Source organism: Acidobacteriota bacterium, from assembly GCA_016716435.1.
Classification (GTDB): Bacteria; Acidobacteriota; Blastocatellia; order Pyrinomonadales; family Pyrinomonadaceae; genus OLB17.
Genome location: JADJWI010000001.1, coordinates 264,311 through 288,057 on the forward strand (window position 1 = coordinate 264,311; position 23,747 = coordinate 288,057).

The window sequence follows — 23,747 nt, forward strand, 5'->3', positions numbered from 1 at the left end:
TGAATAGAAACTCTATTTACGATTTACGATTCACGATTTACTAAATAGCTTCTGCGTAATCGACCATCGGTTCGCCCTTGCGGAGCGTAACGTACGCCTTTTTCCAGTTCGGGCGGCGTCCTTCCTGCCTGCCGCGGCGTTTCATTTTGCCCTCGTAGCTGACGGTCCGGACGGCGGCGACCTTGACATTGAAGATCTCTTCGATCGCTTTCTTGATCTCGATCTTGTTAGCCTTTGTGTCAACCCGGAATGTGAGCACCTGGCCCTGCTTCCGGTCTTCGGCATCGGTCGAATCCTCTTTGAGGATCACGCTCTTTTCGGTGACGACCGGCGACCTCAAAATGTCCCAAACAGTTTTGTTACTCATTGTCAGTCGCCTCCTCTACCTTTTCTTCGGTCTTCTTCGCACGCGTTTTCTTTGCCTTCGGCTCAGCGGCGATCTCTATCTTTTCGCTTCCCGGCGAAAGAAGGTTCGCGAGCTCCTCGGCCGCGGCCTTCGATATCAGCACCTTCTCGTGGTAGATGATGTCGTAAATGTTCAACCCGAAGCTGTTCGTCACCTTGGTCTTCGGCACGTTTCGCGACGAAAGTATGAGGTTCACGTTATCGAGCGAATCGACGATCAGCGTCTTTGCTCCGTCGATCTTCTCGTGAATGCTCAAGGTCTCGATCGCCGAGATGAAATCTTTCGTCTTCGCGGCACCAAAGCTGAACTCATCGATAACGATCAGGTTACCTTCGCGAAGCCTTTCCGAAAGTGCCGAGCGAAGCGCTCCCTGTCGCATTTTCTTCGGAAGGTCGTACGACCAATCTCGCGGCTGCGGGCCGTGGACGTTGCCGCCGCCCTTCCAAAGCGGCGAGCGAAGCGACGCGATACGTGCCCGGCCGGTGCCTTTCTGTTTCCAGAGCTTGCGGCCCGAACCCGAAACGTTTCCGCGAGTCTTCGTCGCGGACGTTCCCTGGCGGCCATTCGCCTGGTAATTGCGGACCGCGGCGTGGACCAGAGATTCGTTGTACTCCGCGCCAAACACTGTGTCCGGCAGCGTGACCTCGCCAACTTCCTTATTCTTCAAATTGCGAACCATTACGGTAGGCATAATCAACTCCAGTAATCAGGTGATAAGGGACAAGGGCTTGTTCACCCCCTCGTCACTTGTCACTCGTCCCTTTCTAGGACTTTTTAACAATAACAACGCTTCCGTTCGCTCCGGGAACCGCACCGCGGACCATGAGCAGATTGTTTTCGGCATCGACCTTTGCGACGGTCAAGCCTTTGATCGTTACCCTTTCGTCGCCCATGTGCCCAGAGGATTTCGTCCCCTTAATGACACGCGACGGGTAGGCCGACTGGCCGATCGAGCCCGGCTTGCGGACGTTCATCGAACCGTGCGATTCCGGGCCGCGGGAAAAGCCATGACGCTTGATAGTGCCGGCAAAGCCTTTACCTTTCGAGCGGCCGACCACTTCGATCTTGTCGCCATCTGCGAAGACATCGACCTTTATCTGGTCGCCGACCGTAGCCTCAGGCTCTTCCGTAAGACGGAGTTCCTTGAGGATGCGGGTCGGGGGCACACCGCCGCCGGTCTTTTCAAAGTGGCCGCGAAGGGGCTTGGTCACCCTCTTGAGCCGGATCGGATTATCCTCGACCAGCCCAAGCTGAACCGCGTTATAGCCATCCTTTCCGGCAACGCTCTTTGTCTGAACAACGACACATGGGCCTGCCTTGATGACAGTGACCGGGGTCACCGTGCCATCCTCGGCAAAGAGCTGCGTCATTCCGACCTTTCTTCCAATGATTCCACTGATCATAATCACAGTTCCCAGAGTTGCAGAGTTTGTCGAGTTGCAGAGTTAGCAGAAACAACTCTGCAACTCAGTAACTCGATAACTCGGCCAACTAATTCTTACCAAAGGCCTTGATCTCAACGTCCACACCGGCCGGCAGATCAAGCCGCATCAAGCATCGACCGTCTCAGCCGTCGGGTCGAGAATGTCCATCAACCGCTTATGCGTACGGATCTCGAACTGCTCACGCGACTTCTTATCGACGTGCGGCGAGCGAAGCACGGTCCATTTGTTCTTGACCGTCGGAAGCGGGATCGGGCCGGCGAGCCGGGCTCCGGTACGCTTGACCGTCTCGACGATGTTCTTGGTCGATTCGTCAAGAACGCGATGGTCGTAAGCTTTAAGCTTGATGCGAATTTTTTCGTTCAACATAAAATTCAGCGAGCGGTGAGCTGTTAGCAGTGAGCAGACCGTTTCTGCTCACTGCTGACTGCTATCTTATTCAACGATCTCCGAGACGGTTCCGGCACCTACTGTGCGGCCGCCTTCGCGGATAGCGAAGCGGAGTCCCTTTTCCATCGCGATCGGGGCGATCAGTTCGATCTCCATCTGGATGTTATCGCCCGGCATCACCATTTCGACGCCCGTCGGCAGGTTCGCGACTCCCGTCACATCCGTTGTGCGGAAGTAGAACTGCGGACGGTATCCCGTAAAGAACGTGGTGTGGCGGCCGCCTTCTTCTTTTGTCAGGACGTACACCTCGGCCTTGAACTTGGTGTGCGGCGTGATCGAGCCCGGTTTGGCGATGACCTGTCCGCGTTCGATCTCTTTACGCTCAACACCGCGGAGCAGCAGCCCGACGTTGTCGCCTGCCATTCCCGAATCGAGAAGCTTCTTGAACATCTCGACGCCGGTCACGACCGAGTTGCGGGTATCTTTGATACCGACGATCTCGACCGGTTCGTTGACGTTGATGACGCCGCGTTCGATCCTTCCCGTTGCGACCGTGCCGCGGCCCTGAATGGTGAAGATGTCTTCGACCGGCATCAGGAACGGCTTGTCCGTCTCGCGGGCAGGTGTCGGGATGTAGTCATCCACCGCCTGCATCAGTTCGTCGATCTTCGGCTCCCATGCCGGGTCGCCTTCGAGTGCCTTCAGGGCCGAGCCTCTAACGACCGGGATGTCGTCGCCCGGGAACTCGTAGCTTGAGAGAAGCTCACGCACTTCCATCTCGACCAGCTCAAGCAGTTCCTCGTCATCGACCATGTCCACTTTGTTCATGAACACGACCATCGACGGAACACCGACCTGGCGGCCGAGCAGGATGTGCTCGCGGGTCTGCGGCATCGGGCCGTCCGTCGCTGCCACCACTAGAATCGCTCCGTCCATCTGCGCCGCTCCCGTGATCATGTTCTTCACATAGTCAGCGTGGCCCGGGCAGTCAACGTGGGCGTAGTGGCGGTTCGCCGTCTCATATTCAACGTGGGCCGTCGCGATCGTGATACCACGTGCCTTCTCTTCTGGCGCGTTGTCGATCGAATCAAATGCCCGCACGATCATCTTCGGATTGTGCTTCGACATCACCTTCGTGATCGCTGCCGTCAATGTCGTCTTGCCGTGGTCCACGTGCCCAATGGTCCCAATGTTCACGTGCGGCTTGCTCCGGTCGAATTTCTCTTTGCTCATCTTTTCTCCTCAAGTTTTGATGCCGCCCGCAGGCGGAACTCTAAACTAACTACTTGCTCCCTTTACTTTCGCGATGATCTCCTCAGCGACGTTCCTCGGAGCCTCGGCATAACGCTCAAAGTGCATGCTCGAGGTCGCCCGTCCCTGGGTAGCCGAACGGAGGTCGGTCGTATAGCCGAACATCTCTGAAAGCGGGACGAAGGCCGTCACGACCGAGACATTGCCCGGACGCGGTTCCATCTTCTCGATCTGGCCGCGGCGGCGATTAAGGTCGCCATTGACCGCACCCATATATTCTTCCGGCGTCACGACCTCGACCTTCATGATCGGTTCGAGCAGGACCGGCTTTGCCTTTTTCACTGCGTCCTGAAACGCAAGCGAACCGGCGATGTGGAATGAACGCTCGTCCGAGTCAACTTCGTGATACGAACCGAAAACGAGCCTCGCCTTGATATCAACAAGCTCATAGCCTGCAAGGTAACCGCGACGCATCGCGTCCCTGATGCCTTCCGAGACCGGCTTGATGAACTGACGCGGGATCGCTCCGCCTGTGATCTTATCTTCGAAAACAAAGCCTTCGCCCGGTGCGGGCTCGATCTCAAGCTCGACGTGGCCAAACTGGCCGCGGCCGCCGGACTGCTTCTTAAAGATCTCTTTGCCGGGAGCTCCCATCGTAATGGTCTCTCGGTAGGCGACCTGCGGCTTACCGACATTCGCCTCGACGCTGAACTCACGCTTCATGCGGTCAACGATGATCTCAAGGTGAAGTTCGCCCATGCCGGCGATGATGGTCTGGCCCGTTTCGTGGTCGGTAGAAACCTGGAACGACGGGTCTTCCTGAGCGAGGCGGTTAAGCGCGACGCCCATTTTATCCTGGTCAGCACGTGTTTTCGGTTCGACCGCAACACGAACGACCGGATCGGGGAATTCCATCGATTCGAGAATGATCTGTTTCGTTTCGTCCGAGATGGTGTCGCCCGTCGTGACATTCTTCATACCACCGATCGCGACGATCTCGCCTGCCGATGCGGTTTCGACGTCCTCACGCTTATTGGCGTGCATGAGCATCAAACGGCCGACGCGCTCTTTCGTATTCTTGATCGTGTTGTAAACGTAGGAGCCTGAATTGACGGTGCCTGAATAGATGCGGACAAAGGCGAGCTGGCCAAGGTGCTTATCGGCCATCAGCTTGAACACGAGGCCCGAGAACGGTGCCTTCGGGTCTGCCGGACGCGGCTCGGACTCATCGGTCTTGGGGTTAATTCCCTCGACGGCCTCAATATCCAGTGGGCTCGGGAGAAAATCTACAACAGCATCAAGAAGCGTCTGAACGCCTTTGTTCTTAAATGCCGAACCGGTAACGACCGGAACGATCTTGAGCTCGAGCGTGCCCTTGCGAAGCCCCTTGCGGATCTCGTCGGCGGTAACTTCCTCGCCTTCGAGGTACTTCATCATCAGCTCGTCATCAATGCCCGAAACGGCCTCGACAAGCTTTTCACGCCAAGCTTTTGCTGAATCGACGAGATCGGCCGGGATATCGACAACCTCGTACTCCGCTCCCTTGGTCTCATCATTCCAGATTAGGCCCTTCATTTCGATCAGGTCGATGACGCCCTTGAGCTGATCTTCTAAACCGATGGGTATCTGAAGTGCGACGGCATTTGCGCCGAGGCGGGTAAGGATCGAATCAAAACTGCGTTCAAATGAGGCACCTGCACGGTCGAGCTTATTGATGAAGCAAAGACGCGGGACCTTATATTTATCGGCCTGACGCCAAACTGTCTCGGACTGCGGCTCGACACCGGCGACGCCGTCAAAAACGGCGACCGCTCCATCAAGAACACGCAGCGAACGCTCGACCTCCATCGTAAAATCAACGTGGCCCGGCGTATCAATGATATTGATGCGGTGCTCAACGCCATTTCGCTTCCAGAAACAGGTCGTGGCCGCGGATGTGATGGTGATGCCGCGTTCCTGCTCCTGCTCCATCCAGTCCATCGTCGCGGTGCCTTCGTGGACCTCGCCGATCTTGTGCGAAACGCCCGTATAGAAAAGGACGCGCTCGGTCGTCGTGGTCTTGCCCGCGTCGATGTGGGCCATGATCCCGATGTTTCTAAATTTGTCTAAGCTAATGTTAGCCATTTTGGTAAATCGTAAATCGTGAATTGTGAATCGCGGTCGTCTTCTATTAACGATTTACGATTCACGATTCACTAAAATCTATAATGTGCGAACGCCTTGTTCGCCTCGGCCATGCGGTGGACGTCGTCCTTCTTCTTAACAGCTCCGCCGCGGCCCTGAGTTGAATCCAAAAGTTCGCCGACGAGGCGGTCTTTCATTGTCTTTTCGCTTCGGTTACGCGAGTTGCCGACGATCCAGCGGATCGCAAGGGCATAGCGTCGGTCCCGGCTGACCTCAAGCGGCACCTGATATGTGGCACCACCGATACGCCGTGATTTGACCTCAACGGCCGGAGCGACGGTCTCAACGGCTTTCTTGAAGACCTTTAGCGGCTCTTCGCCCGTCTTTTCGCCGATCTTATCCATCGCGCTGTAAAAGATGGCCTCGGCCGTGCTCTTTTTGCCTTCCCACATCATGCCGTTGATGAACTTGGTCACCAGCGTGCTTCCGTAGATCGGATCCGGCAGTATCTCTCGTCGTGTCGCAACTCTTCTTCTTGCCATATTCGTTGATCGTCAATCGTTAATCGTTAATCGTAAATCGTAAATAGTCGCTCTATTCACGATTTACTATTCACAATTCACTATTTCGCTCCCTTCGGACGCTTCGCACCGTACTTCGAACGGGCCTGATTGCGGTTTGCGACGCCTGAGGCGTCGAGCGTTCCGCGAATGACGTGATAACGCACACCCGGAAGATCCTTTACACGGCCGCCGCGGATGAGCACGATCGAGTGCTCCTGCAGGTTGTGGCCGATACCCGGAATGTAGGTCGTCACCTCGATCTGGTTTGTAAGGCGTACACGTGCGACCTTACGAAGTGCCGAGTTCGGCTTCTTCGGTGTCGAGGTGTAAACACGCGTGCAAACTCCACGCTTCTGCGGGTTGGCCTGCAGTGCGGGGCTGGCCGTTTTGTACTTGACCCTCTGGCGTCCTTTGCGAACCAATTGATTTATAGTCGGCATCTTTTTCTTTGCAGCCGGCAAATATCGACCGGCTTTTTCTTAATCAATCGAGGCAATGCGGCAATTTCCGTCAGCCTCTATTTAAAAAGACAAAAGCAATCCGTTACCTGACTCTTGCCGAAACCTGTTCGGCAGTTAGCTCAAGCAGCCAATGCTGATTGAATTAAGGTGATAGCTATGTCCCGAGAAAGCCCGTCTTTGCTGTAGCGTGGCAAATGAAGAGCGGTTCTAAAACCCGCAAAGATCCCCAGGCATCGTTGGTTCGATGCCGTTTACGCAACACTTCCTGACCTGGCTTTCAAACATTCCTGCTCAGCAGACGTAGTCACGAACTGCTAAACCGCCCAGACCGTCAAAGTCCGAAACTTCAGATAGTATGATTTTGGGCAATTTGTGTCAAGTCCAAAGAGAGTCGATTTCGCTTTGTGCTGAACATTTCCGAAAATAAGCCCCGCCGCGGCTTTCAAGTAGTTTCCCGGAAATTTTGCCCGAAGCTTCTGCGGTCCACTCCGAGGCTGCCTGCTGCTGAACTTAGAAAGATAGCTTCGGCTCCTGTGGCGGACTATCTGCCCTAGTTCTCCTTACAGAAATCAAATGGGAATTTCAGTTGTACGCTATAAAGCGATTCTTTGCCGGTGACTGCGAGAGTCGAGGTATTAAGTTTGTCCGTCTTTTCGGCTTCGCGGGCAGCGACTATTTGGGGACAGCTATATGAATGGTCCCAGAAATATCTTTCGGCAATTATTTCACCTGCAGCCCCAAAAGGTACTTTTATGGCAAATGACCCGTCCGATTCCGAATGCGCTTCGACCTCGGCGTAGCTTTCTCTATCCGCCGGTATAAATCGGACCGACGATCGATCAGCGGGCTTGTTGTCGGCATACAGAACCCGCCCCGAAACTTCCATCAGAGGGATCATTTGCGGGATCTGAATATCCAATTTTGTCAAATAGCGGCCCGGCTCTATTACGACGACGCCGGCATCGCTCCGTTTCAAAACCCCCGGGTAGAGGATCGTACCAAACGGTTCCTTTTCGCTGATCTTCCCGTCGCGATTCGCGACCAGATGATATGCGCCTGGCCTTATTTGCTCAAAATCGAAGGATCCGTCTCGCGCAGAACATGCGGAAACCACATATTGGTCCGGAGACAAGTCAATCGGAACCGCCGAAATACAGACACGTTCTAAAGGGACGCCCTCAGCTGAAAGGATCTGGCCAGCGGCCCGTGTGTCGTGTACAAAGGAAAAATCAAGTCCGTAATGTTCATCGCCGATGGAAACACGCCGCCGATTCTTGCCAAGGCCCTCGTCATCAAACCTGTTAGGGTATGTCGTAAATTCACTATGGTAATAATCACCTAGTTTCCACCCCGACGGCGCATCAAAATCAACTGTGTATTCACCACGCGGAAGGTCGTAAATCTCAAAATAGCCCGATTCAAGGACTCGAGTAGTAAAGCTTTTTTGTTTGCCTATAATCTTTATCCGCATCCCGGCAACATTAGGAACATCCCGTCCTGCTTCCATCAGCCTACCCGATAGTCGATTCTTCCCTCTATACCGTTCTAGGTTATCCAGGTATGCGAGGTCGTGGCTCGATCTGTCAATTTGCCCTGAACGTCCGCAAAAACTGACGTGGGTCGTCATTTCCCCGGTAGCCTTCCACTTCCCTGACGAGAGGTCGAATACAGACCTTGGATACGGCTTTCTCAGGTACAGTAGCCACGTTTGGCCAACTGACATTTGTCCGAATGTGTAGGCGCAGTTCACGCCATCACCATTGGAAATGGTGAACCGGTCACCAACTTTAAGATCGCCCTTATACACCTTCTCGATCACCACTACAGTTAAGCCCGGGTCTCGACCGAGTACTTCTTCTCGCGGTGTTGGAGCAGTGCTATCCACTATCCGTCCGATAAATACACTCTCAGAAGAATTGAACTCTTTGTCCTGAGTCGGACGTTCGGCACACGAGCAGGCGAGGACGGCACTTGGTGCAAAGAGGAGAAGTATTGAGGCAAAGATCGTAGCTAAAATCGCGGTTCTCATATGGTTATCGCCTTTGAGCAAAATATTTGAGGTAGCTTACTCCAAAGGCGGGCGTTGTTACAAGATTTTTCTAAAAATGCAGGGTATGCGGAACTCGAGTTTTATTTCTTTGGAGTCGTTGGTACCGGACCATGATCTACCAATAAGTACTACAGAACTCACAGATGGAAGACACAGAAGGCTGCCACATCGGCAGCCCTTGGAATATCGATCGATGGACAACGGGCGGTTAGACGATAAATTATTATGGGCGCCGATTTGGCTCGATCTCCTTGGGGCCAAGATCCCTGATCAGTCGCTTCAGACTCGGGACATATCTGATCTCGAACGATTCGACAAGCAAATTCTCGGGAAGGCATTCGGCACCTGAGTAACCGCATGGCGAATGGGACAGCCCCGGAAAGAGTACGATGTCGATATACATCTTGCCGGTCGTCGAATTTACAACGAAAAACTCCGGAAAATTAGCAGATATGAATCCCGATTTCGTTATCTGGAGTTTGTAAAGGCCGGGAGCAACGGGCAAAGAGAAAATACCGGAGGCACTCGAATCAGTCGATGTTACCGCGCCTGATGCGCTTGTCGCCCGGATCTGAGCACCGGGGACAAGCGCGCCGTTCGGGTCAAATACGTTTCCAGTTAGAACAATTTTGCGGCCGCTACTGTCCGCGACACCTGTGTCGGCAGCCGTAGCTGTAGAAAGAGCAAAAAAAACAAAAAGAAGAATCAACAACCGCATTACTAACCTCTCCCCGTTCCTACCGAAGTTCAATCTAAACCGGTCAAGCGGCGGCGCCGGCTCCCAGGACATCGACGATGGCCTTCCCGATGTCGGCGGGCGACTGGACGACGCGGATGCCGGCGGCCCTGAGCGCTTTCATCTTTTCTTCGGCGGTGCCTTTTCCGCCAGAGATGATAGCACCAGCGTGGCCCATGCGGCGTCCGGGAGGTGCCGTTTGGCCGGCGATGAAGGCGACTATCGGCTTTGTGACGTTATCTTTTGCGTAGGCGGCGGCGTCCTCTTCGGCAGTTCCGCCGATCTCGCCGATCATCACGATCGCATCGGTCTCGTCGTCTTCCTGAAAGAGCCGAAGAGCGTCGGTGTGCGTTGTGCCGATTATCGGGTCGCCGCCGATGCCGATGGCGGTCGATTGGCCGAGGCCGAGGGCGGTCAATTGGCCGACTGCTTCATAAGTTAGCGTTCCCGAACGGGAAACGACGCCGATCCGGCCTTCCTTATGTATATGGCCGGGCATAATGCCGATCTTGCACTTGCCGGGCGAAATGATTCCGGGGCAGTTCGGGCCGATCATCCGTGTCGTACGAGTGCTCAAATACTCATTCGCCTTAACCATATCGGCGACCGGAATTCCCTCGGTGATGCAGACGACCAGCGGCAGGCCCGCATCTGCGGCTTCCATTATCGCGTCCGCGGCAAATGGTGGCGGCACATAAATGACCGAGACGTTCGCTCCGGTTTCTTTTACGGCGTCGGCGACGGTGTTGAATACGGGAATGCCCTCGTGGGTAGTCCCGCCCTTGCCGGGCGTTACGCCGCCAACGACGTTCGTGCCGTAATCACGCATCTGCAGCGTGTGAAAGGTGCCCTCTTTACCGGTGATGCCCTGAACGATCAGGCGCGTGTTCTTATCAACTAAGACTGCCAAAATGCAATTCTCCTGGTTTGCGAAACAGAGTTAAAACAAAAAGGCAGTATAGCACGACCGCCATTTTGTTACACAAACCCTGATCACCGGCCTTGCAACGCGGAAAAGGACTTTACGGGAAACCGATCACGTATAGGTAAATGCTTTTTACAAAAATTTAACATGGACAAACACCTAATGTTTTTGTTATCTTGTATATGAAGCGATTTTGCTTCAAATCTCCCATCCCGGTCACGCTCTCACTCAGCAAGCCAATAGTTTGAGGTATATCCGCGATGAACAAATTTTTCCATCCGATGAGGATCTCTGCATTCTCTCGCAAAATCGGCCTTTCTTTCGCCTGCGTTATTATTTTCGCAGTTTCCGCAATTGGTCAAACAACGACCTTTGCCCAGTTTCTCGAGCAGTTCGGAACACAGGATTTCGTTGTTGTCAACAACGGAACGAACGCGACTCTTTCTCATGTGCCGGGAGGTTCGCCGGTTTTCTTTATTTATCAGAACATTGCCGGACTGCCTCCGTCACTTCAGGGCATTCAGTTTGCACGCCTCTATGTAACAACAACGACGACCCTGCCCGGCAGTTCGAGCGGCGGCACCGTCAACCAGCCTCTCAATCAGGTGACGATCATCGAGGTCATCCGGGACACGCCCGCACCTCCCGGAACAGGCGGTGGCGACAGAACCAATTTGCTGACCGCAGTCTTTTCGCCAAACGTCCAAAACCCATTGATGACGGGATCTGACGGCGGAAACGCGGCGAATATCTCAGCAACCACGCCGGATCACACGGTCGTTTATGGGTCGCATTTCCTTTCGTTTGCGGCAACTACACAGCGAAATCTCGCTTTTAGCTTCTCCTCCGTTTCGCCAAGTTTTTCACTTGGAGCCGGTAGCTTTCTGCAGGGAATGACTGCGGCTGCCTCCGGAACCTTCGCTTCCAGTCCTGTACCGATCTATGCAGTGCCTTCGTCGGCCGGTGTTTCGGTCGCGGGCAGAGTTTTAGATAGTTCGGGACGCGGCATCAGCAATGCCGAGGTCGTGCTTGTCGATCAAGAGGGAGCAAGCCACATCCTAAGAACGAGCTCGTTTGGACACTTTGAATTCGAAGGGCTTGCGGCCGGTCAATCGGTTATTGTGACGGTAAATTCTAAGCGCCATCGATTTGAGACCCGCTTCGTCGAACTCAACGACAACATCGACGGTCTCGACATCACTCCGATCGACGATGGGTCGAGATAGGTGAACTCAACCATGAGGATTCGGAGGCTGTCTGAAAAGGCGGCCTCTTTTTTTTGTCGCAAATTCCCGAACCTTTTTGAACGAACTGACGTTATACATTGCGACAGACATCCGGATCAACAGAAAAGCCCGACACGATGAGGCAGCTATATTCCTTTTATTTTGACGCTTTTTGGATCGCACTGAAATCGATCCTTGAGCACAAGCTTCGGGCTTTGCTGACGCTCGTCGGCATCATTATTGGTGTGGCGGCGGTGATCGTGGTCGGGGCGTCGATCGCGGGCCTGAAGACCTACGTGATCGACCAGGTCTCGAAGGTGCTCGGTTCGAACCACTTCATGATGACGCGGATGGCGAGCATGGGCGACATGTCCGATGAAGAATATGAACGAAAGAACCGCTTGAATAAGGACGTAACCTGGGAAGAATACGAGTATATTCGCGACAATTGCCGGCTTTGCAGCTACGTCGGGGCGCAGATGAACGCCGGCACCGATCTTCAGGTCGGCACCGTCGAGATGCCGTCGGTCCGCATCATGGGCGTTACCGACAATATGTATGAGATCGAGGACAAGACGCTGACCGCCGGCCGATTCTTTTCAAAAGAAGAGGTCGAGCGCTCGGCCCGGGTGGCCGTTATCGGGTCCGATGTTGTCGAGCGGTTCTTTGAGTTCAAGTCGCCGATAGGTGAGGAGATCCGCATCCGGGGCGTTCCCGTAACCATAATCGGCGTTGAGCAGAAGCGCGGGTCGTTCTTTGGGCAATCGCAGGACCGCCACCTTTATATACCGATCACGCTGCACAACCAGATCTTTAACCGGACGGGCGGCATTCAGGTCCACGGAAAGACCATCGAGAAGGAGACCTTCAAGCCGGCGATCGACGAGGCGCATCTGCTGCTTAGAAATAAGAGGCAGCTTCTCGGTTCAGATGAGGACACATTCAGCGTGGTCAATGTTGATGAATTTAACTCGACAATGGACCAGGTGACCGGAGCGATCGCGGCGGTCGTTATACCGATAACGCTGATCATTCTCGTCGTCGGGGGCATCGTCGTGATGAACATCATGCTTGTCTCGGTGACGGAGCGGACATTCGAGGTCGGCCTGAGAAAGGCGATCGGTGCGACGCGCAACCAGATAATGCTGCAGTTCCTGATCGAATCGGCCTTGCTTTGCGTTGTCGGCGGTCTGCTCGGACTGCTGCTTGCGGTCGGTGCAACCCAGCTCGTCGGCTTTCTGCTGAGCATGACAATGACGATAACCCCGTTTTATGTCGTGCTCTCGATCGCCGTCTCGAGCGGCATCGGAATTCTCGCCGGGCTTTATCCGGCATGGAAGGCGTCAAGGCTCGACCCGATCGTCGCCCTGACGAAGAACTAAGCGTATGAGTATCTCAGCATCATTACCGGTCGAAGTTCTGAAGATGGCCTATGACAGCGTCATGGGCAACAAATTTCGCTCATTTCTGACGATACTCGGCATTGTGGTCGGCATCTTGACGGCGATAGTCGTCGCTTCGATCCTGACCGGAATGAGGAGCAACATCGTTTCGATGTTTGAGGAATACGGCACGAACAACATCTATCTTTTCCATCTTTCGACCGGCTTTGGCCCGAGCAACCGCGATGAACGGAACCGCAAGCCGCTGACCATCGACGACGCAAACGCCATTGTCGCGCAGTCCTCAACGATGCAGGATGTGGCTTCGGTAGCCGTAAACATCGGTTCGTGGGGCACGGGCTTTGACGACAACATGATCTACCGGGACAAGAATTACCGGTGGGCACTGACCGATGGCGTTACGCCGAACTATGCAGATATTGCCAACGTCAGCATGCGGAACGGCCGCTGGCTGACCGAGCTCGATAATTTCGAACGGCGAAACGTCCTCGTTGTCGGGATAAGTGCGGTCGAGGCATTATTTGACGGCGACCCCGACGAAGCCCTCGGCAAGACGATCCGAATGAACGGAATGTCTTGGGAGATCGTCGGCGTTCTGGAAAAGCGAAAGACGGGCTTTTTTGGCGAGAATGAAGAGGACCGGAAGATCTTTTTGCCGTTCCGCACGGCCCGCAAGGTCGCCCCGACGCGCGATGCCGTGCTGCACATTGCACAGGCAAAGAACGGAATGATCAAAGAGGCGGTCGAAGAGATCGAGGGCATTCTGCGCGTAAGGCGAGACGTGAAATTCGGCGCTCCGAACGACTTTGACATCAAGACGGCCGACGACTTTATGCGGCAGTTTGACGGCATGCTCGCCGGCATTGGTGCCGCCGCGATCGCCATCTCGATGCTCGGGCTGCTGGTCGGCGGCATCGGCGTGATGAACATCATGCTCGTCTCGGTAACCGAACGCACGAAAGAGATCGGCATCCGCAAAGCGATCGGTGCGACGCGGTCCGCGATCGTTTTTCAGTTTCTATCTGAGGCGATGGCTCTTACGCTGCTCGGCGGCGTTATCGGCGTCGTACTTTCGCTCGCGATAAGTAATCTTTTGATGCTCCTTGTGCCCTCGATGCCGGCAACGGTCGAGCCCTGGATGATCATCACCTCGCTCACTGTCTCGGTCCTCATCGGCCTCGTCTTCGGCGTACTCCCCGCGAGAAAAGCCGCCAAACTCGACCCGATCGAAGCCCTGCGGTACGAATAAGGATCAGGGACAGGAAACGCGGGTAAATGGATAATCAATGCCGGCGGGCTTACCGTCGTTCGTGCCCTCAATGCGGGCGGTGAGTTTCTCGCCCTCGCGGCGGTAGATGATCCGTTGCGGGAAGTCGTGTTCGGGATTCTCAAATACAGCTTCGGCGGCCGAGATCTTTACAAGCTTGAAGAATGTCTCAGCAGCGTTCTGAGAAGGCTTGGCGACGTAAAAGACATCACCGTCCTTTTCGATCAGGCGGGTGAATTCCCAATTGGCCAACTTCCCCGCTCGCACTGTCCGAGCCATCCCGAGCATTACGCCACCGACCGGCTTCGTCCACTGCTCATGTACGACCCGCTCACGGGCTGTGTCATTTATCTCCCAGCATCCTGCGATCCACGAGACCGAGCTGACAGTGGGGGCCGCCGTGGCGGTATCGGCCGGCATCGGACTGAAGCCATCGACCTTAAACATCCATACGTCATCTTTGCGGAGGCCTACCACGACAAACTTCCCTTTGCCGACACCTATCTGCGAGCCTTGCTTGTTGAACGTTCGGATGGTGTAAATACCGACGTCATACGCCATTGCGCTTTCGGCCTTTCGCTGGACGATCTCGAACGCGATCGTAAGCCTTGCTTCGCGCTGCCTAATTGAATCGAAAAATCGGGCAAAGTTCGCAGCGATCCCGTCAATGCCGATCTGTACGTTCTGTCCCGGGACGAGGTAGGCCGCGTCCGAGGTATAAATATCCTTGAACGCACCGGCATCGAGGTCGCGATATGCTTTGCTGAATCTCTGGTATACCTCATCGAGACCGGCGTGTTTCGGTACCCCTGCTGCCAGGGTCAACTCGTCCGTGACATTGACCTGAGCCTCAACGGCCGATGCCGTTCCGATAAAAAATAGAGCGATAAACAAAAATGCGTATCTCATCGAACACCTCATTTCGTCGATCAACCTAACTCTGCCGTTTGCAGATAGTCGGGAACCATCACATCCCAACCAAAGCGATCGCGGATGTGCTCGGCCATCGCTTCGGCGGCCTCGGGTTCGCCGTGGGTCGTGAAGATCTTTTTCGGCCGGTTTGGCAAACCTTCGAGCCACTGGAGCACGGCCTTCCAGTCGGCGTGGGCTGAAAAGCCTTCGACCTTCTCGACGCGGCAATTTACCGGGACCCATTGCTTCATTATCTTGACCTCGCGTTCGCCGTCCTGAATGCGGCGGCCGGTCGTCCCGGCTGCCTGAAAGCCGACGAATACTACGGTCGCGTTCTCGTCGGGAAGCATTCTGATCGCGTGGTGAAGAATTCGCCCGCCGGTCATCATCCCGGAGGCCGAAACGATTATCCGCGCGCCTTTCATATTGTTTACCTTCTTCGATTCGTCGCGTGAGGAGGCGGTCGTCATCGAAGCGGTTCGGAGCGGATGCCGTTTTGTATTGAGGATCGATGCGTATTCTTCGTCGTGCTCTTCGGTCCAGCGGGCGTAGACCTGAGTTGCCTGGGCGGCCATCGGCGAATCGACAACGACCGGGAGGATCGGGATACGCTTTTCGTCTTCGAGCTCGCGGATCAGGTAAAGCACCTCCTGCGTTCGTCCAACGGCGAAGGCCGGGATCAGGATCGGCCCGCCGCGTTCGGCGGCTTCATTTATGATCCGCGCCATCTGCGTTGCGGAATCAACATCGCCGTGCAAACGGTTTCCGTAGGTCGATTCGACCATCAGGTAATCGCAGGCCGGCGGCGGAGCGGGGTCTTTCACGATCGGCTGATCGTAGTGGCCAAGATCGCCGGAGAAAAGAAAGCGGAGCGGCCCGCCGCCCTCGCCCGCACCATCTATCTCAAGAAGCACGAGGCTCGCTCCCATGATGTGCCCAGCGACGAGAAAGCTTGCCCTGATGCCGGGTGCGACCTCGACGGGGACACCGTCGTTTGCGACGGTATTGAGAAGCTTCAAGGTATCGCGTGCGTCGTTCTCGTCATAGAGTGGAAGTGCCGGCGTGTGCGTCGTCAGCTTGTGGCGGTTGCGGTAATCGGCTTCCTCTTCCTGAAGCCTGGCCGAATCGGGAAGCAAGATCTTCAGTAGATCGCCGGTTCCCTTTGATGTGTAGATCGGTTTGTCGTAGCCGAGCCGGACGACCCGCGGCAGATAGCCGGTGTGGTCGATGTGGGCGTGGGTAATGATGACAGCGTCCAGCGATTCGGGCTCGAAAGGCGGCGGCTGCCAGTTACGCTCGCGGAGTTCTTTGAAGCCCTGAAAGAGCCCGCAATCAACGAGCACTTTCTTGCCGTCGTGCTCAATTAAGTACTTGGAACCGGTGACCGTGCCGACGCCGCCGTAGAAGCTTATCTTTGCCATCGGCTAAAAATGTAGCACAGGTTTTGCCGATCGGCCGCGCACGATCGCGGCCGGGCTAGTTCAAATAATCTCGATCAACAGTGAAGATCGTTCCCGTGTCGCCGGTCTTTTCCTGAAGCCTACGCTGCCGTGCGGCCCTAAGCAGATGTTCGGCCGAGTCGCCGTCCGTCCCGAACGTCGCCGCACCGAAGTTGAGCCAGACCTTGATCTCCTCATCCTCTGAGGCCTCGAACGGCATCGGCAATAGCGCATCTTTGATACGCGACGCGATCTCCGCGGCGACCACGGCATTTGCGGTCGGCAGCACGATATTGAATTCGTCTGAGCCCGACCGCGTCACGAGATCCATCTGCCGAAGCTGCGACTGAATGATATCGGCAACGAACTGAACAAGCCGGTCTCCGGTCGCATGGCCGAAATTTTTGCAGATCTCCTCGAAGTCCCTTATGTCGATCGAGAGGACCGACAGCGGACGCTCGTCTTTCATCCGGGCAGATTCGGCCACCTGATTTTCAAGCACGACGAAGAATGCTCGTTCGTTTGGAAGGCTCGTCTGCGGATCGGAAAACGCTGAAGAAAGCGAACCGCCGATGTCGTCGTCATCGAAAACGCACGTTGCGACCGTGACCTCATCCGGCTCGGCCAAACCAGTGGCCACGCCGCGGCGGCGCAGTGCGGCGAACCAGCCGACGGCGTAAATTGCCGAGAGCCCGACCAGGATCGCCGTCTTGAGAAACATCGAAAGGCCGGAGACCGCGATGACAAATGTGATCGCCGGGGCGACCAACCCGAAGAGCAGCAGAGCGAACTGTGCCCGGTCTAATTCGGTTGCGGATGAGTTGTTGGGCTTGGTTCCTGTGGACATTTTCCAATTGACCGACGCGGCAAAAAAGATGGGGTGGAGCAAGCGGTGGGTCGCCCAACTCAGAGCTTACGCGAGACCGCATCGCGCGTCAATGGTCTGAGCAACCGGCAAAGCCGCAAGATCGGGGATTTTACCGCAGTTTTTGGCCTAAAAAAATATTTCAAAAAACGTGCTTTTGGGGGCTTTGGGGGTTGACTATGGGCTAACGTATTCCTATAGTGACGTTTGCCGTGAAATTGATCGTTTCAGGGCAAACTGCTACGGCAGGAACTTAGTTTAGAAACAGGATAGATAATCTCTTTAGAAGACAGGAGATCTTGCAAGATATGAAGAAGGTTTTTGCTCTTTCAACCGTAATCGCACTTGGCGCAATTGGTATGGCTTGTGGTGATGCTGCCCCGGCAAACAACACCGCGACCAACGCAAACGCAAATCGCGCTAACACGAACATGACTTCGAACACGACGTCAAACACCACCAGCTCGAACACGACGTCGAACTCGACTTCGAACACCACTTCGAACACGACCTCGAACTCGACTTCGAACACTTCGGCAAACAGCACGGCAAATGCAAACAAGCCGGCCAACGCCAATACGAACGCGAAGTAAGTTTTCCTTACCGGAAGACCTTGAAGCACCGAACGGGTGATCCCGCTCGGTGCTTTTCATTTTGGGTGGCCTTTAGCTCCCCGAGGACGGCACTTTCGTTACAGACGGGCGTTGGTCAAATAGCGAATTTCGCGTTTTTCGGGTTGACTAACGGGGCATTGATTACTATATTGACGTTTGTTCCATAATACTGCTTGTTATTGGAACGTCTCCGGACGTTTTATTGTCCGGCGAAAATATAGGTTAAATTTAATCTTTGAAGAAGACAGGAGAAGAATTTCAAATGAAGAAAGTTATCGGACTTACGATCCTTTTGGCAATGGGCGCTCTCGGTATGGCCTGCGGCGATGCCGGAACTGCCAACAACTCGGCAGCAAATGCTAACAAAGCAGTTGCTAACGCAATGAACTCGGCTGCTAATGCAATGAACTCGGCTGCTAATGCTGCCCAGACCGCTGCAAACACAGTTGCTAATGCTGCGAACACGGCTGCTAATGCAGCTTCGAACGCTACTAACGCAATGGCTAACAAGCCGGCTGCCAACACCACCAGCAACGCTAACACCAACGCTAACAAATAAGCGTTAGTTTAGCTCTAGACCGAAAAGCACCTCGTTCCTAGGACGGGGTGCTTTTCATTTTGCCGTTACCTTGCGTGAGCTTAACCCAGCAGTTCGGAAAGCTCCTCCGGAGCTGTCACCGGCCGCTTGCAGACAAATCCTTCGCAAACATACGCGGCCGCATTTCCGTCAACGCTGGTGCGTCCTCTTAGAAGCGGAACTTCATCGCCGACCGTTTCGCCCGAGATCGCCGCGACCTTCATAGGCCTGTATTCGCGCCAGAGCTCAGCGGTAAGTTGGCTTACATTTTCCCCGACTAGAGCAACCTCTTTCGTTTCGCCGAGCGCGAACTCAAGTGTCGCCAATGCCCGACCAAAGCCATTCGGGAAGCGGCGGATCTGCCCGGACATCAACCTCAGCACGGTCATCGCGAACCGTTCGTATTTCTCTTCGCCGGTGAACTTCGCCAGCTTGATGAGCACGTCGGCCGCGACCGAATTGCCAGAGGGTGTTGCGTTGTCGTTAAAGTCCTTGTTACGAACGATCAGTTCTTCATGGTCATTCGACGTAAAAAAGAATCCGCCATTCTCCGGATCCCAAAACTCGGTGATCATCATCTCCGCAAGCCGGCGAGCTTCGCTGAAGTACCACACATCACCTGAGACCTGATATAGATCAAGCAGGCCGTCGGCAAGATTCGCGTAGTCCTCAACGTAGCCGTTGAGCTTCGCCTTGCCGTCCTTCCAGGTGCGGAGCACGCGGCCGTCGCTGACCAATTCCTTTAGGAGAAAATCGGCATTCGCTTTGGCGGCCGTAAGATATTCACCGTTACCGAGCACGGCCGCCGCCTCGGCAAAGGCGGCGAGCATTAGCCCGTTCCACGCGGTCAGTACCTTTTCATCGCGGAAAGGCTTGATGCGCTTCTCGCGTTCGGTAAAGAGTTTTTCTTTGCTTCGCTCGATAACCGCCTGCAATTCAGTTTCTGAGAGGCCAAGAGCCGCGGCCGTCTCTTCGGGAGCGTTCTTGATGTTGGGAATGTTGTGCCCCTCAAAGTTACCTTCGGCGGTTACATCGTAGTAAAGGCAGAACACGCGGGCGTCGTCCTCGCCGAGAATTTCGACGATCTCCTCCGGCGTCCAGACAAAGAACTTCCCTTCTTCGCCTTCGCTGTCGGCGTCCTGTGTCGAGTAAAAGCCGCCCTCTGGGCCGATCATCTCGCGGCGGACGTATTCAAGTGTTTCTTCGGCTATACGACGGAAGAAGTCATCCTTCGTTATCTGATAAAGATGAAGGTAAATGCGGATCAGCTGGGCATTGTCATACAGCATCTTCTCAAAGTGCGGCACAAGCCAGATAGCATCGACCGCGTATCGGTGAAACCCGCCGCCGAGCTGATCATAAATGCCGCCCTTCGCCATTTTTTCGGCGGTGTGCTTCACGATCGAGAGGGCGTTCTCGTTGCCGGTCCGCTTCCAGTAGCGAAGCAGAAACTCCATCGACATCGCCGCGGGAAACTTCGGTGCTCCGCCGAAGCCTCCGTTTTTTGCGTCGAATGACCGGACGAAGCTCGCAAAGGCGACATCGAGCAATTCGTTGCTCACGCCAGCTCCTGCCGGATCCGCGATCGACAGTTTTCGCAGCTCGCCGAGTATCTCGAAAGCCGAGCCCATAAGCTCATCGCGGCGTTCACGCCAAGCCTCGGCGATGCTCTCGAGGAGCTGCGGCCAGCTCGGCATTCCGTATCGCGGGTTTGGCGGGAAATATGTTCCGCCAAAGAAGGGCATCTTCTCGGGCGTGATGAAGACGTTCATCGGCCAGCCGCCGCGGCCGGTCGTCAGCTGAACGAAGTTCATATAGATCTGATCAACGTCGGGACGCTCTTCCATATCGACCTTGATGTTGATGAAGTGCTCGTTCTGGATCGCGGCAACCGCTTCGTCCTCGAACGATTCGTGCTCCATCACATGGCACCAATGGCACGCCGAATAGCCAATGCTGACCAGGATAGGCTTGTCCTCAGCCTTTGCTCGCTCGAAAGCCTCCTCGCCCCAGGGATACCAATCAACGGGGTTATGAGCGTGCTGGAGCAAATAAGGGCTACTTTCGTTAATGAGTTTGTTCGTGTATGTTTGCGGTTTCTGCATAGTGATCTTGTTAGTGCGTTGGGCCAATTCTGCTATACTTCCGGCAATCGGAAAAAAATGGACTTGCCGAACGGATTATTGAACCTTTATGAAAAGGATAGTTCTTCGCCTCGGGCCGCGACAAGGGCGACCGGCACAAAGGGCGAGAAACTTGCCGCCGAGTTTCTTGAATCGCTCGGGCATCGGCTCGTTGCCCGGAACTTCACCGCCCCGATCGGCCGAAACTCGAAAGGCGTCCAGGTCCGTGGTGAAATAGACCTGATCACGCTTGATGGCGAGACGATCTGTTTTATCGAGGTAAAGACCCGCGGGAGCGAAGACCTCGCCGGGCCGTTGGCTGCAATTGACCTGCAAAAACAGCGGATCATTACACGGACAGCACTTGTTTACCGGCGTATTTTCGGCGTGTTTGAGATGTCGTATCGGTTCGATGGATTGACCGTCATCAATCGGCCAAACGAGCCGCCGCAGATCGAGCATTTTCCGGGCCTTTGGACCGAGCAGCGTTTCAAGAAGAAGCGTTGGCTTTAGGATCCTTCGGTCGGATTTTAATGAACACTTTGCGGCGGCCGGTCGTAAAGTTTAAGACACACGTTTTAGTTCAACATTCGGAGACAGATATGAAAAGAACATTGGTATTTCTTGCGATAACGCTATCACTTGCCGCATTTGCGGTGGCACAGCAACCACCGCTTATTGACCGTGAGATCTTTTTTGACAACCCGGAGTACTCCGGTGCACAGATCTCGCCCGACGGGAAATATATCTCTTTCATCAAGCCGCTCAGCGGGACGATGAACGTTTGGGTCAAAGGCATTAGCGAACCATTTTCGGCCGCTCGCCCTATGACGAACGACCAGAAACGGCCCGTTCGTTCCTACTTCTGGTCGCGCGACGGGAAATTCATTTTGTTCGTTCAGGACGATGGCGGCGACGAGAACTTCAACGTTTACGCCGTCAACCCGATGGACAAACCGGCCGCGGGCTCGCCGGTCCCGGCCGCTCGCAACATCACCGCCGCACAGGGCGTAAGGGCGATCATCCAGCACGTGCCGGATTCGGACCCGGATGCCATCTATGTCGGGCTCAACGAACGCGACAAAGCGTGGCACGACCTCTACAAAGTAAAGATCTCGACCGGCGAACGGACGCTGATCAGCGAGAACAAAGATCGCTTGCAGCAGATGGTCTTTGACCACGCCGACAAACTCCGGATGGCCGTCCGCTCTGCACAGAACGGCGATACCGAACTTTTACGCGTTGATGCCGACGGCAAAACGACCAAGATCTATGACTGCAACGCATTCGAGGACTGCGGCCCGGTCGCATTCCACAAGGACAACAAGCGGGTGTATATCCGTACGAACAAGGGTTCGCTGGACCTGATCGAGCTGGCATTGCTGGACGTCGCGACCGGCAAGGTCGAAAAGGTCGAGGGCGATCCGCTCGGCAAGGTCGATCTTGACGGCGTCAATTTTTCGAGCGTCACGAAGGACATCGTCGCGACCGTTTACTACGACGACAAACCGCGTATCTATTTCAAGGACAAGAAATACGAGAAGTATTACAACGACATAAAGAAGCGGCTCGGCGACCGCGAGATCAACTTCCAGTCGGCGACCAGCGATGAAAAGAAGTTCATCGTCGTCAGCACAAGTGACGTCGATCCGGGAACGGTCTGGGTCTATGACACCAAGAGCAAAGACCTCTCGACGCTTTATCAGGTCCGCGAAAAGCTGGACCGTTCCGCTCTTTCGCCGATGACTCCGATCCGCTACAGATCCTCGGACGGGCTCGAGATCCAGGCCTATTTGACCTTGCCGAAGGGGCTACCAGCAAAGAATCTGCCGCTAGTCGTCAATCCGCACGGTGGTCCTTGGGGACGCGATACGTGGGGTTATGATACCTACGCACAGTTTCTGGCAAACCGCGGTTATGCCGTGCTGCAGCCGAACTTCCGTGCCTCGACCGGCTTTGGAAAGAAATTCCTTAATGCCGGTAACAACGAATGGGGCGAGAAGATGCAGGACGATATCACCTGGGGCGTAAAGCATCTGGTCGATCAAGGAATCGTCGATGCGAAACGCGTCGGCATCATGGGCGGAAGCTACGGAGGCTATGCGGCACTTGCGGGCGTAACGTTCACGCCGGATGTTTATGCCGCATCGGTGGCGATCGTGCCGCCTTCGAACTTGCAGACGCTGCTTGATTCGATCCCGCCCTATTGGGAAGCTATCCGAGAGACGTTTTACAAGCGGATGGGCGACCCGCGAACACCGGAAGGCATCGCTCAGATGAAGCGGCAGTCGCCGCACCTCCACGCGGACAAGATCAAGACGCCGTTGATGATAGTTCAAGGTGCCAACGACCCGCGGGTGAAGCAACGTGAGTCTGACCAGATCGTCATCGCACTCCGCGACCGCAAGTATCCGGTCGAGTACATCCTCGCACCGGATGAAGGCCATGGATTTGCCCGGCCGGTCAACAACATGGCGATGATCGCCGCGGCTGAAAAGTTCCTTGCCAAGCACCTTGGCGGGCGGTATCAGACGACAATGACGCCGGAGGTCGCTAAGCGGCTTGGCGAGATCACGGTCGATGTTTCGAAAGTGACGGTTGCCGATCCGGGCACATCGGGCGGTTCTACCGGCTCAGGAAGCCTCAGCGGCAAATGGACGATGACGGTCGATGCCGGCGGGCAACTTATCGACCTGAATCTTGAGATCACGCAAGCCGATAACGACTTCACCGGCACGATGGCATCGCCGGTCGGCGGCGGCAAGATCGAGAAAGGCAAGGTCGATGGGAACAAGGTGACCGGCACCATCCAGGCCGATGTCCAGGGCAGCCCGACCACGATCGAGATGTCCGGAACACTTGAGGGCCACACGATTAAGGGCACGCTCAACGTCCCCGGCTTCGGGACGCTTCCCTTCACCGCGGCCCGGCCTAAGTAGCCTAGCCGAAAAAAGGAAAGAGCCCGGGACGCGT

The 23,747-nt window shown here is 55.1% G+C and carries 21 protein-coding genes and 1 pseudogene; 6 read left to right on the forward strand and 16 right to left on the reverse strand.

Annotation, left to right across the window (positions count from 1 at the left end; all coding sequences use genetic code 11):
• Nucleotides 1-40: 40 nt before the first annotated feature.
• From rplW to sucD, 11 genes and pseudogenes are all read right to left on the reverse strand, one after another.
• On the reverse strand, nucleotides 41-367 hold the full coding sequence (rplW, locus tag IPM21_01360; protein MBK9162564.1) for a 50S ribosomal protein L23: 327 nt from the start codon (nucleotides 365-367) through the stop codon (nucleotides 41-43).
• On the reverse strand, nucleotides 360-1,097 hold the full coding sequence (gene rplD / locus IPM21_01365) for a 50S ribosomal protein L4 (protein MBK9162565.1): 738 nt from the start codon (nucleotides 1,095-1,097) through the stop codon (nucleotides 360-362). Before rplD ends, rplW begins: the two co-directional genes overlap by 8 nt.
• 73 nt (nucleotides 1,098-1,170) lie before the next feature.
• Complete coding sequence (gene rplC, locus IPM21_01370) at nucleotides 1,171-1,809, reverse strand: 50S ribosomal protein L3 (protein ID MBK9162566.1); 639 nt, start codon at nucleotides 1,807-1,809, stop codon at nucleotides 1,171-1,173.
• 88 nt (nucleotides 1,810-1,897) lie between these two features.
• Nucleotides 1,898-2,217: pseudogene (gene rpsJ, locus IPM21_01375) on the reverse strand (30S ribosomal protein S10).
• A gap of 66 nt (nucleotides 2,218-2,283) precedes the next feature.
• Nucleotides 2,284-3,471: an elongation factor Tu gene (tuf, locus tag IPM21_01380; GenBank protein MBK9162567.1), complete on the reverse strand. Its 1,188-nt coding sequence runs from the start codon at nucleotides 3,469-3,471 to the stop codon at nucleotides 2,284-2,286.
• A gap of 45 nt (nucleotides 3,472-3,516) precedes the next feature.
• Nucleotides 3,517-5,613, reverse strand: coding sequence for an elongation factor G (gene fusA, locus IPM21_01385; GenBank protein MBK9162568.1), 2,097 nt, complete (start codon nucleotides 5,611-5,613; stop codon nucleotides 3,517-3,519).
• 71 nt (nucleotides 5,614-5,684) lie between these two features.
• A complete protein-coding gene (gene rpsG, locus IPM21_01390; protein ID MBK9162569.1) occupies nucleotides 5,685-6,155 on the reverse strand; it encodes a 30S ribosomal protein S7 in 471 nt (156 codons plus the stop codon).
• Between the two features lie 80 nt (nucleotides 6,156-6,235).
• Nucleotides 6,236-6,616, reverse strand: coding sequence for a 30S ribosomal protein S12 (locus tag IPM21_01395; GenBank protein ID MBK9162570.1), 381 nt, complete (start codon nucleotides 6,614-6,616; stop codon nucleotides 6,236-6,238).
• Between the two features lie 571 nt (nucleotides 6,617-7,187).
• Nucleotides 7,188-8,666, reverse strand: a complete 1,479-nt coding sequence (locus IPM21_01400) for a hypothetical protein (protein MBK9162571.1) — start codon at nucleotides 8,664-8,666, stop codon at nucleotides 7,188-7,190.
• Nucleotides 8,667-8,910: 244 nt separating this feature from the next.
• Entirely contained in the window at nucleotides 8,911-9,405 is a 495-nt protein-coding gene (locus IPM21_01405) for a carboxypeptidase regulatory-like domain-containing protein (GenBank protein MBK9162572.1), read from the reverse strand.
• Nucleotides 9,406-9,448: 43 nt separating this feature from the next.
• Nucleotides 9,449-10,333: a succinate--CoA ligase subunit alpha gene (gene sucD, locus IPM21_01410; GenBank protein MBK9162573.1), complete on the reverse strand. Its 885-nt coding sequence runs from the start codon at nucleotides 10,331-10,333 to the stop codon at nucleotides 9,449-9,451.
• A 275-nt stretch (nucleotides 10,334-10,608) separates the two neighbouring features.
• On the opposite strand from sucD, the gene IPM21_01415 reads away from it, so the two are divergent.
• From IPM21_01415 to IPM21_01425, 3 genes are all read left to right on the forward strand, one after another.
• A complete protein-coding gene (locus IPM21_01415) occupies nucleotides 10,609-11,574 on the forward strand; it encodes a carboxypeptidase regulatory-like domain-containing protein (protein ID MBK9162574.1) in 966 nt (321 codons plus the stop codon).
• A 137-nt stretch (nucleotides 11,575-11,711) separates the two neighbouring features.
• Nucleotides 11,712-12,956 (forward strand): ABC transporter permease, encoded by a 1,245-nt coding sequence (locus IPM21_01420; protein ID MBK9162575.1) that lies wholly within the window; start codon nucleotides 11,712-11,714, stop codon nucleotides 12,954-12,956.
• A gap of 4 nt (nucleotides 12,957-12,960) precedes the next feature.
• Entirely contained in the window at nucleotides 12,961-14,226 is a 1,266-nt protein-coding gene (locus IPM21_01425; GenBank protein MBK9162576.1) for an ABC transporter permease, read from the forward strand.
• Nucleotides 14,227-14,229: 3 nt separating this feature from the next.
• Here IPM21_01425 and IPM21_01430 read toward each other — a convergent pair whose 3' ends face one another.
• The 4 genes from IPM21_01430 to IPM21_01445 form a co-directional block, all read right to left on the reverse strand.
• On the reverse strand, nucleotides 14,230-15,153 hold the full coding sequence (locus IPM21_01430) for a DUF4440 domain-containing protein (protein MBK9162577.1): 924 nt from the start codon (nucleotides 15,151-15,153) through the stop codon (nucleotides 14,230-14,232).
• A 20-nt stretch (nucleotides 15,154-15,173) separates the two neighbouring features.
• A complete protein-coding gene (locus IPM21_01435; GenBank protein ID MBK9162578.1) occupies nucleotides 15,174-16,577 on the reverse strand; it encodes an MBL fold metallo-hydrolase in 1,404 nt (467 codons plus the stop codon).
• Nucleotides 16,578-16,632: 55 nt separating this feature from the next.
• Nucleotides 16,633-17,442: a diguanylate cyclase gene (locus tag IPM21_01440; protein ID MBK9162579.1), complete on the reverse strand. Its 810-nt coding sequence runs from the start codon at nucleotides 17,440-17,442 to the stop codon at nucleotides 16,633-16,635.
• A gap of 271 nt (nucleotides 17,443-17,713) precedes the next feature.
• Nucleotides 17,714-18,082, reverse strand: coding sequence for a hypothetical protein (locus IPM21_01445; protein MBK9162580.1), 369 nt, complete (start codon nucleotides 18,080-18,082; stop codon nucleotides 17,714-17,716).
• A 254-nt stretch (nucleotides 18,083-18,336) separates the two neighbouring features.
• On the opposite strand from IPM21_01445, the gene IPM21_01450 reads away from it, so the two are divergent.
• Nucleotides 18,337-18,633: a hypothetical protein gene (locus IPM21_01450; GenBank protein ID MBK9162581.1), complete on the forward strand. Its 297-nt coding sequence runs from the start codon at nucleotides 18,337-18,339 to the stop codon at nucleotides 18,631-18,633.
• Between the two features lie 80 nt (nucleotides 18,634-18,713).
• Here IPM21_01450 and IPM21_01455 read toward each other — a convergent pair whose 3' ends face one another.
• Nucleotides 18,714-20,756, reverse strand: coding sequence for a thioredoxin domain-containing protein (locus IPM21_01455; protein MBK9162582.1), 2,043 nt, complete (start codon nucleotides 20,754-20,756; stop codon nucleotides 18,714-18,716).
• A 57-nt stretch (nucleotides 20,757-20,813) separates the two neighbouring features.
• Between IPM21_01455 and IPM21_01460 the strand changes: the two genes are divergently transcribed.
• Together IPM21_01460 and IPM21_01465 are read left to right on the forward strand one after the other, a co-directional pair.
• Nucleotides 20,814-21,287 carry a YraN family protein gene (locus IPM21_01460; protein MBK9162583.1) on the forward strand — a complete coding sequence of 158 codons (474 nt, stop codon included), beginning with the start codon at nucleotides 20,814-20,816 and terminating at the stop codon, nucleotides 21,285-21,287.
• Between the two features lie 89 nt (nucleotides 21,288-21,376).
• Nucleotides 21,377-23,713 (forward strand): S9 family peptidase, encoded by a 2,337-nt coding sequence (locus tag IPM21_01465; GenBank protein ID MBK9162584.1) that lies wholly within the window; start codon nucleotides 21,377-21,379, stop codon nucleotides 23,711-23,713.
• Nucleotides 23,714-23,747: the final 34 nt, after the last annotated feature.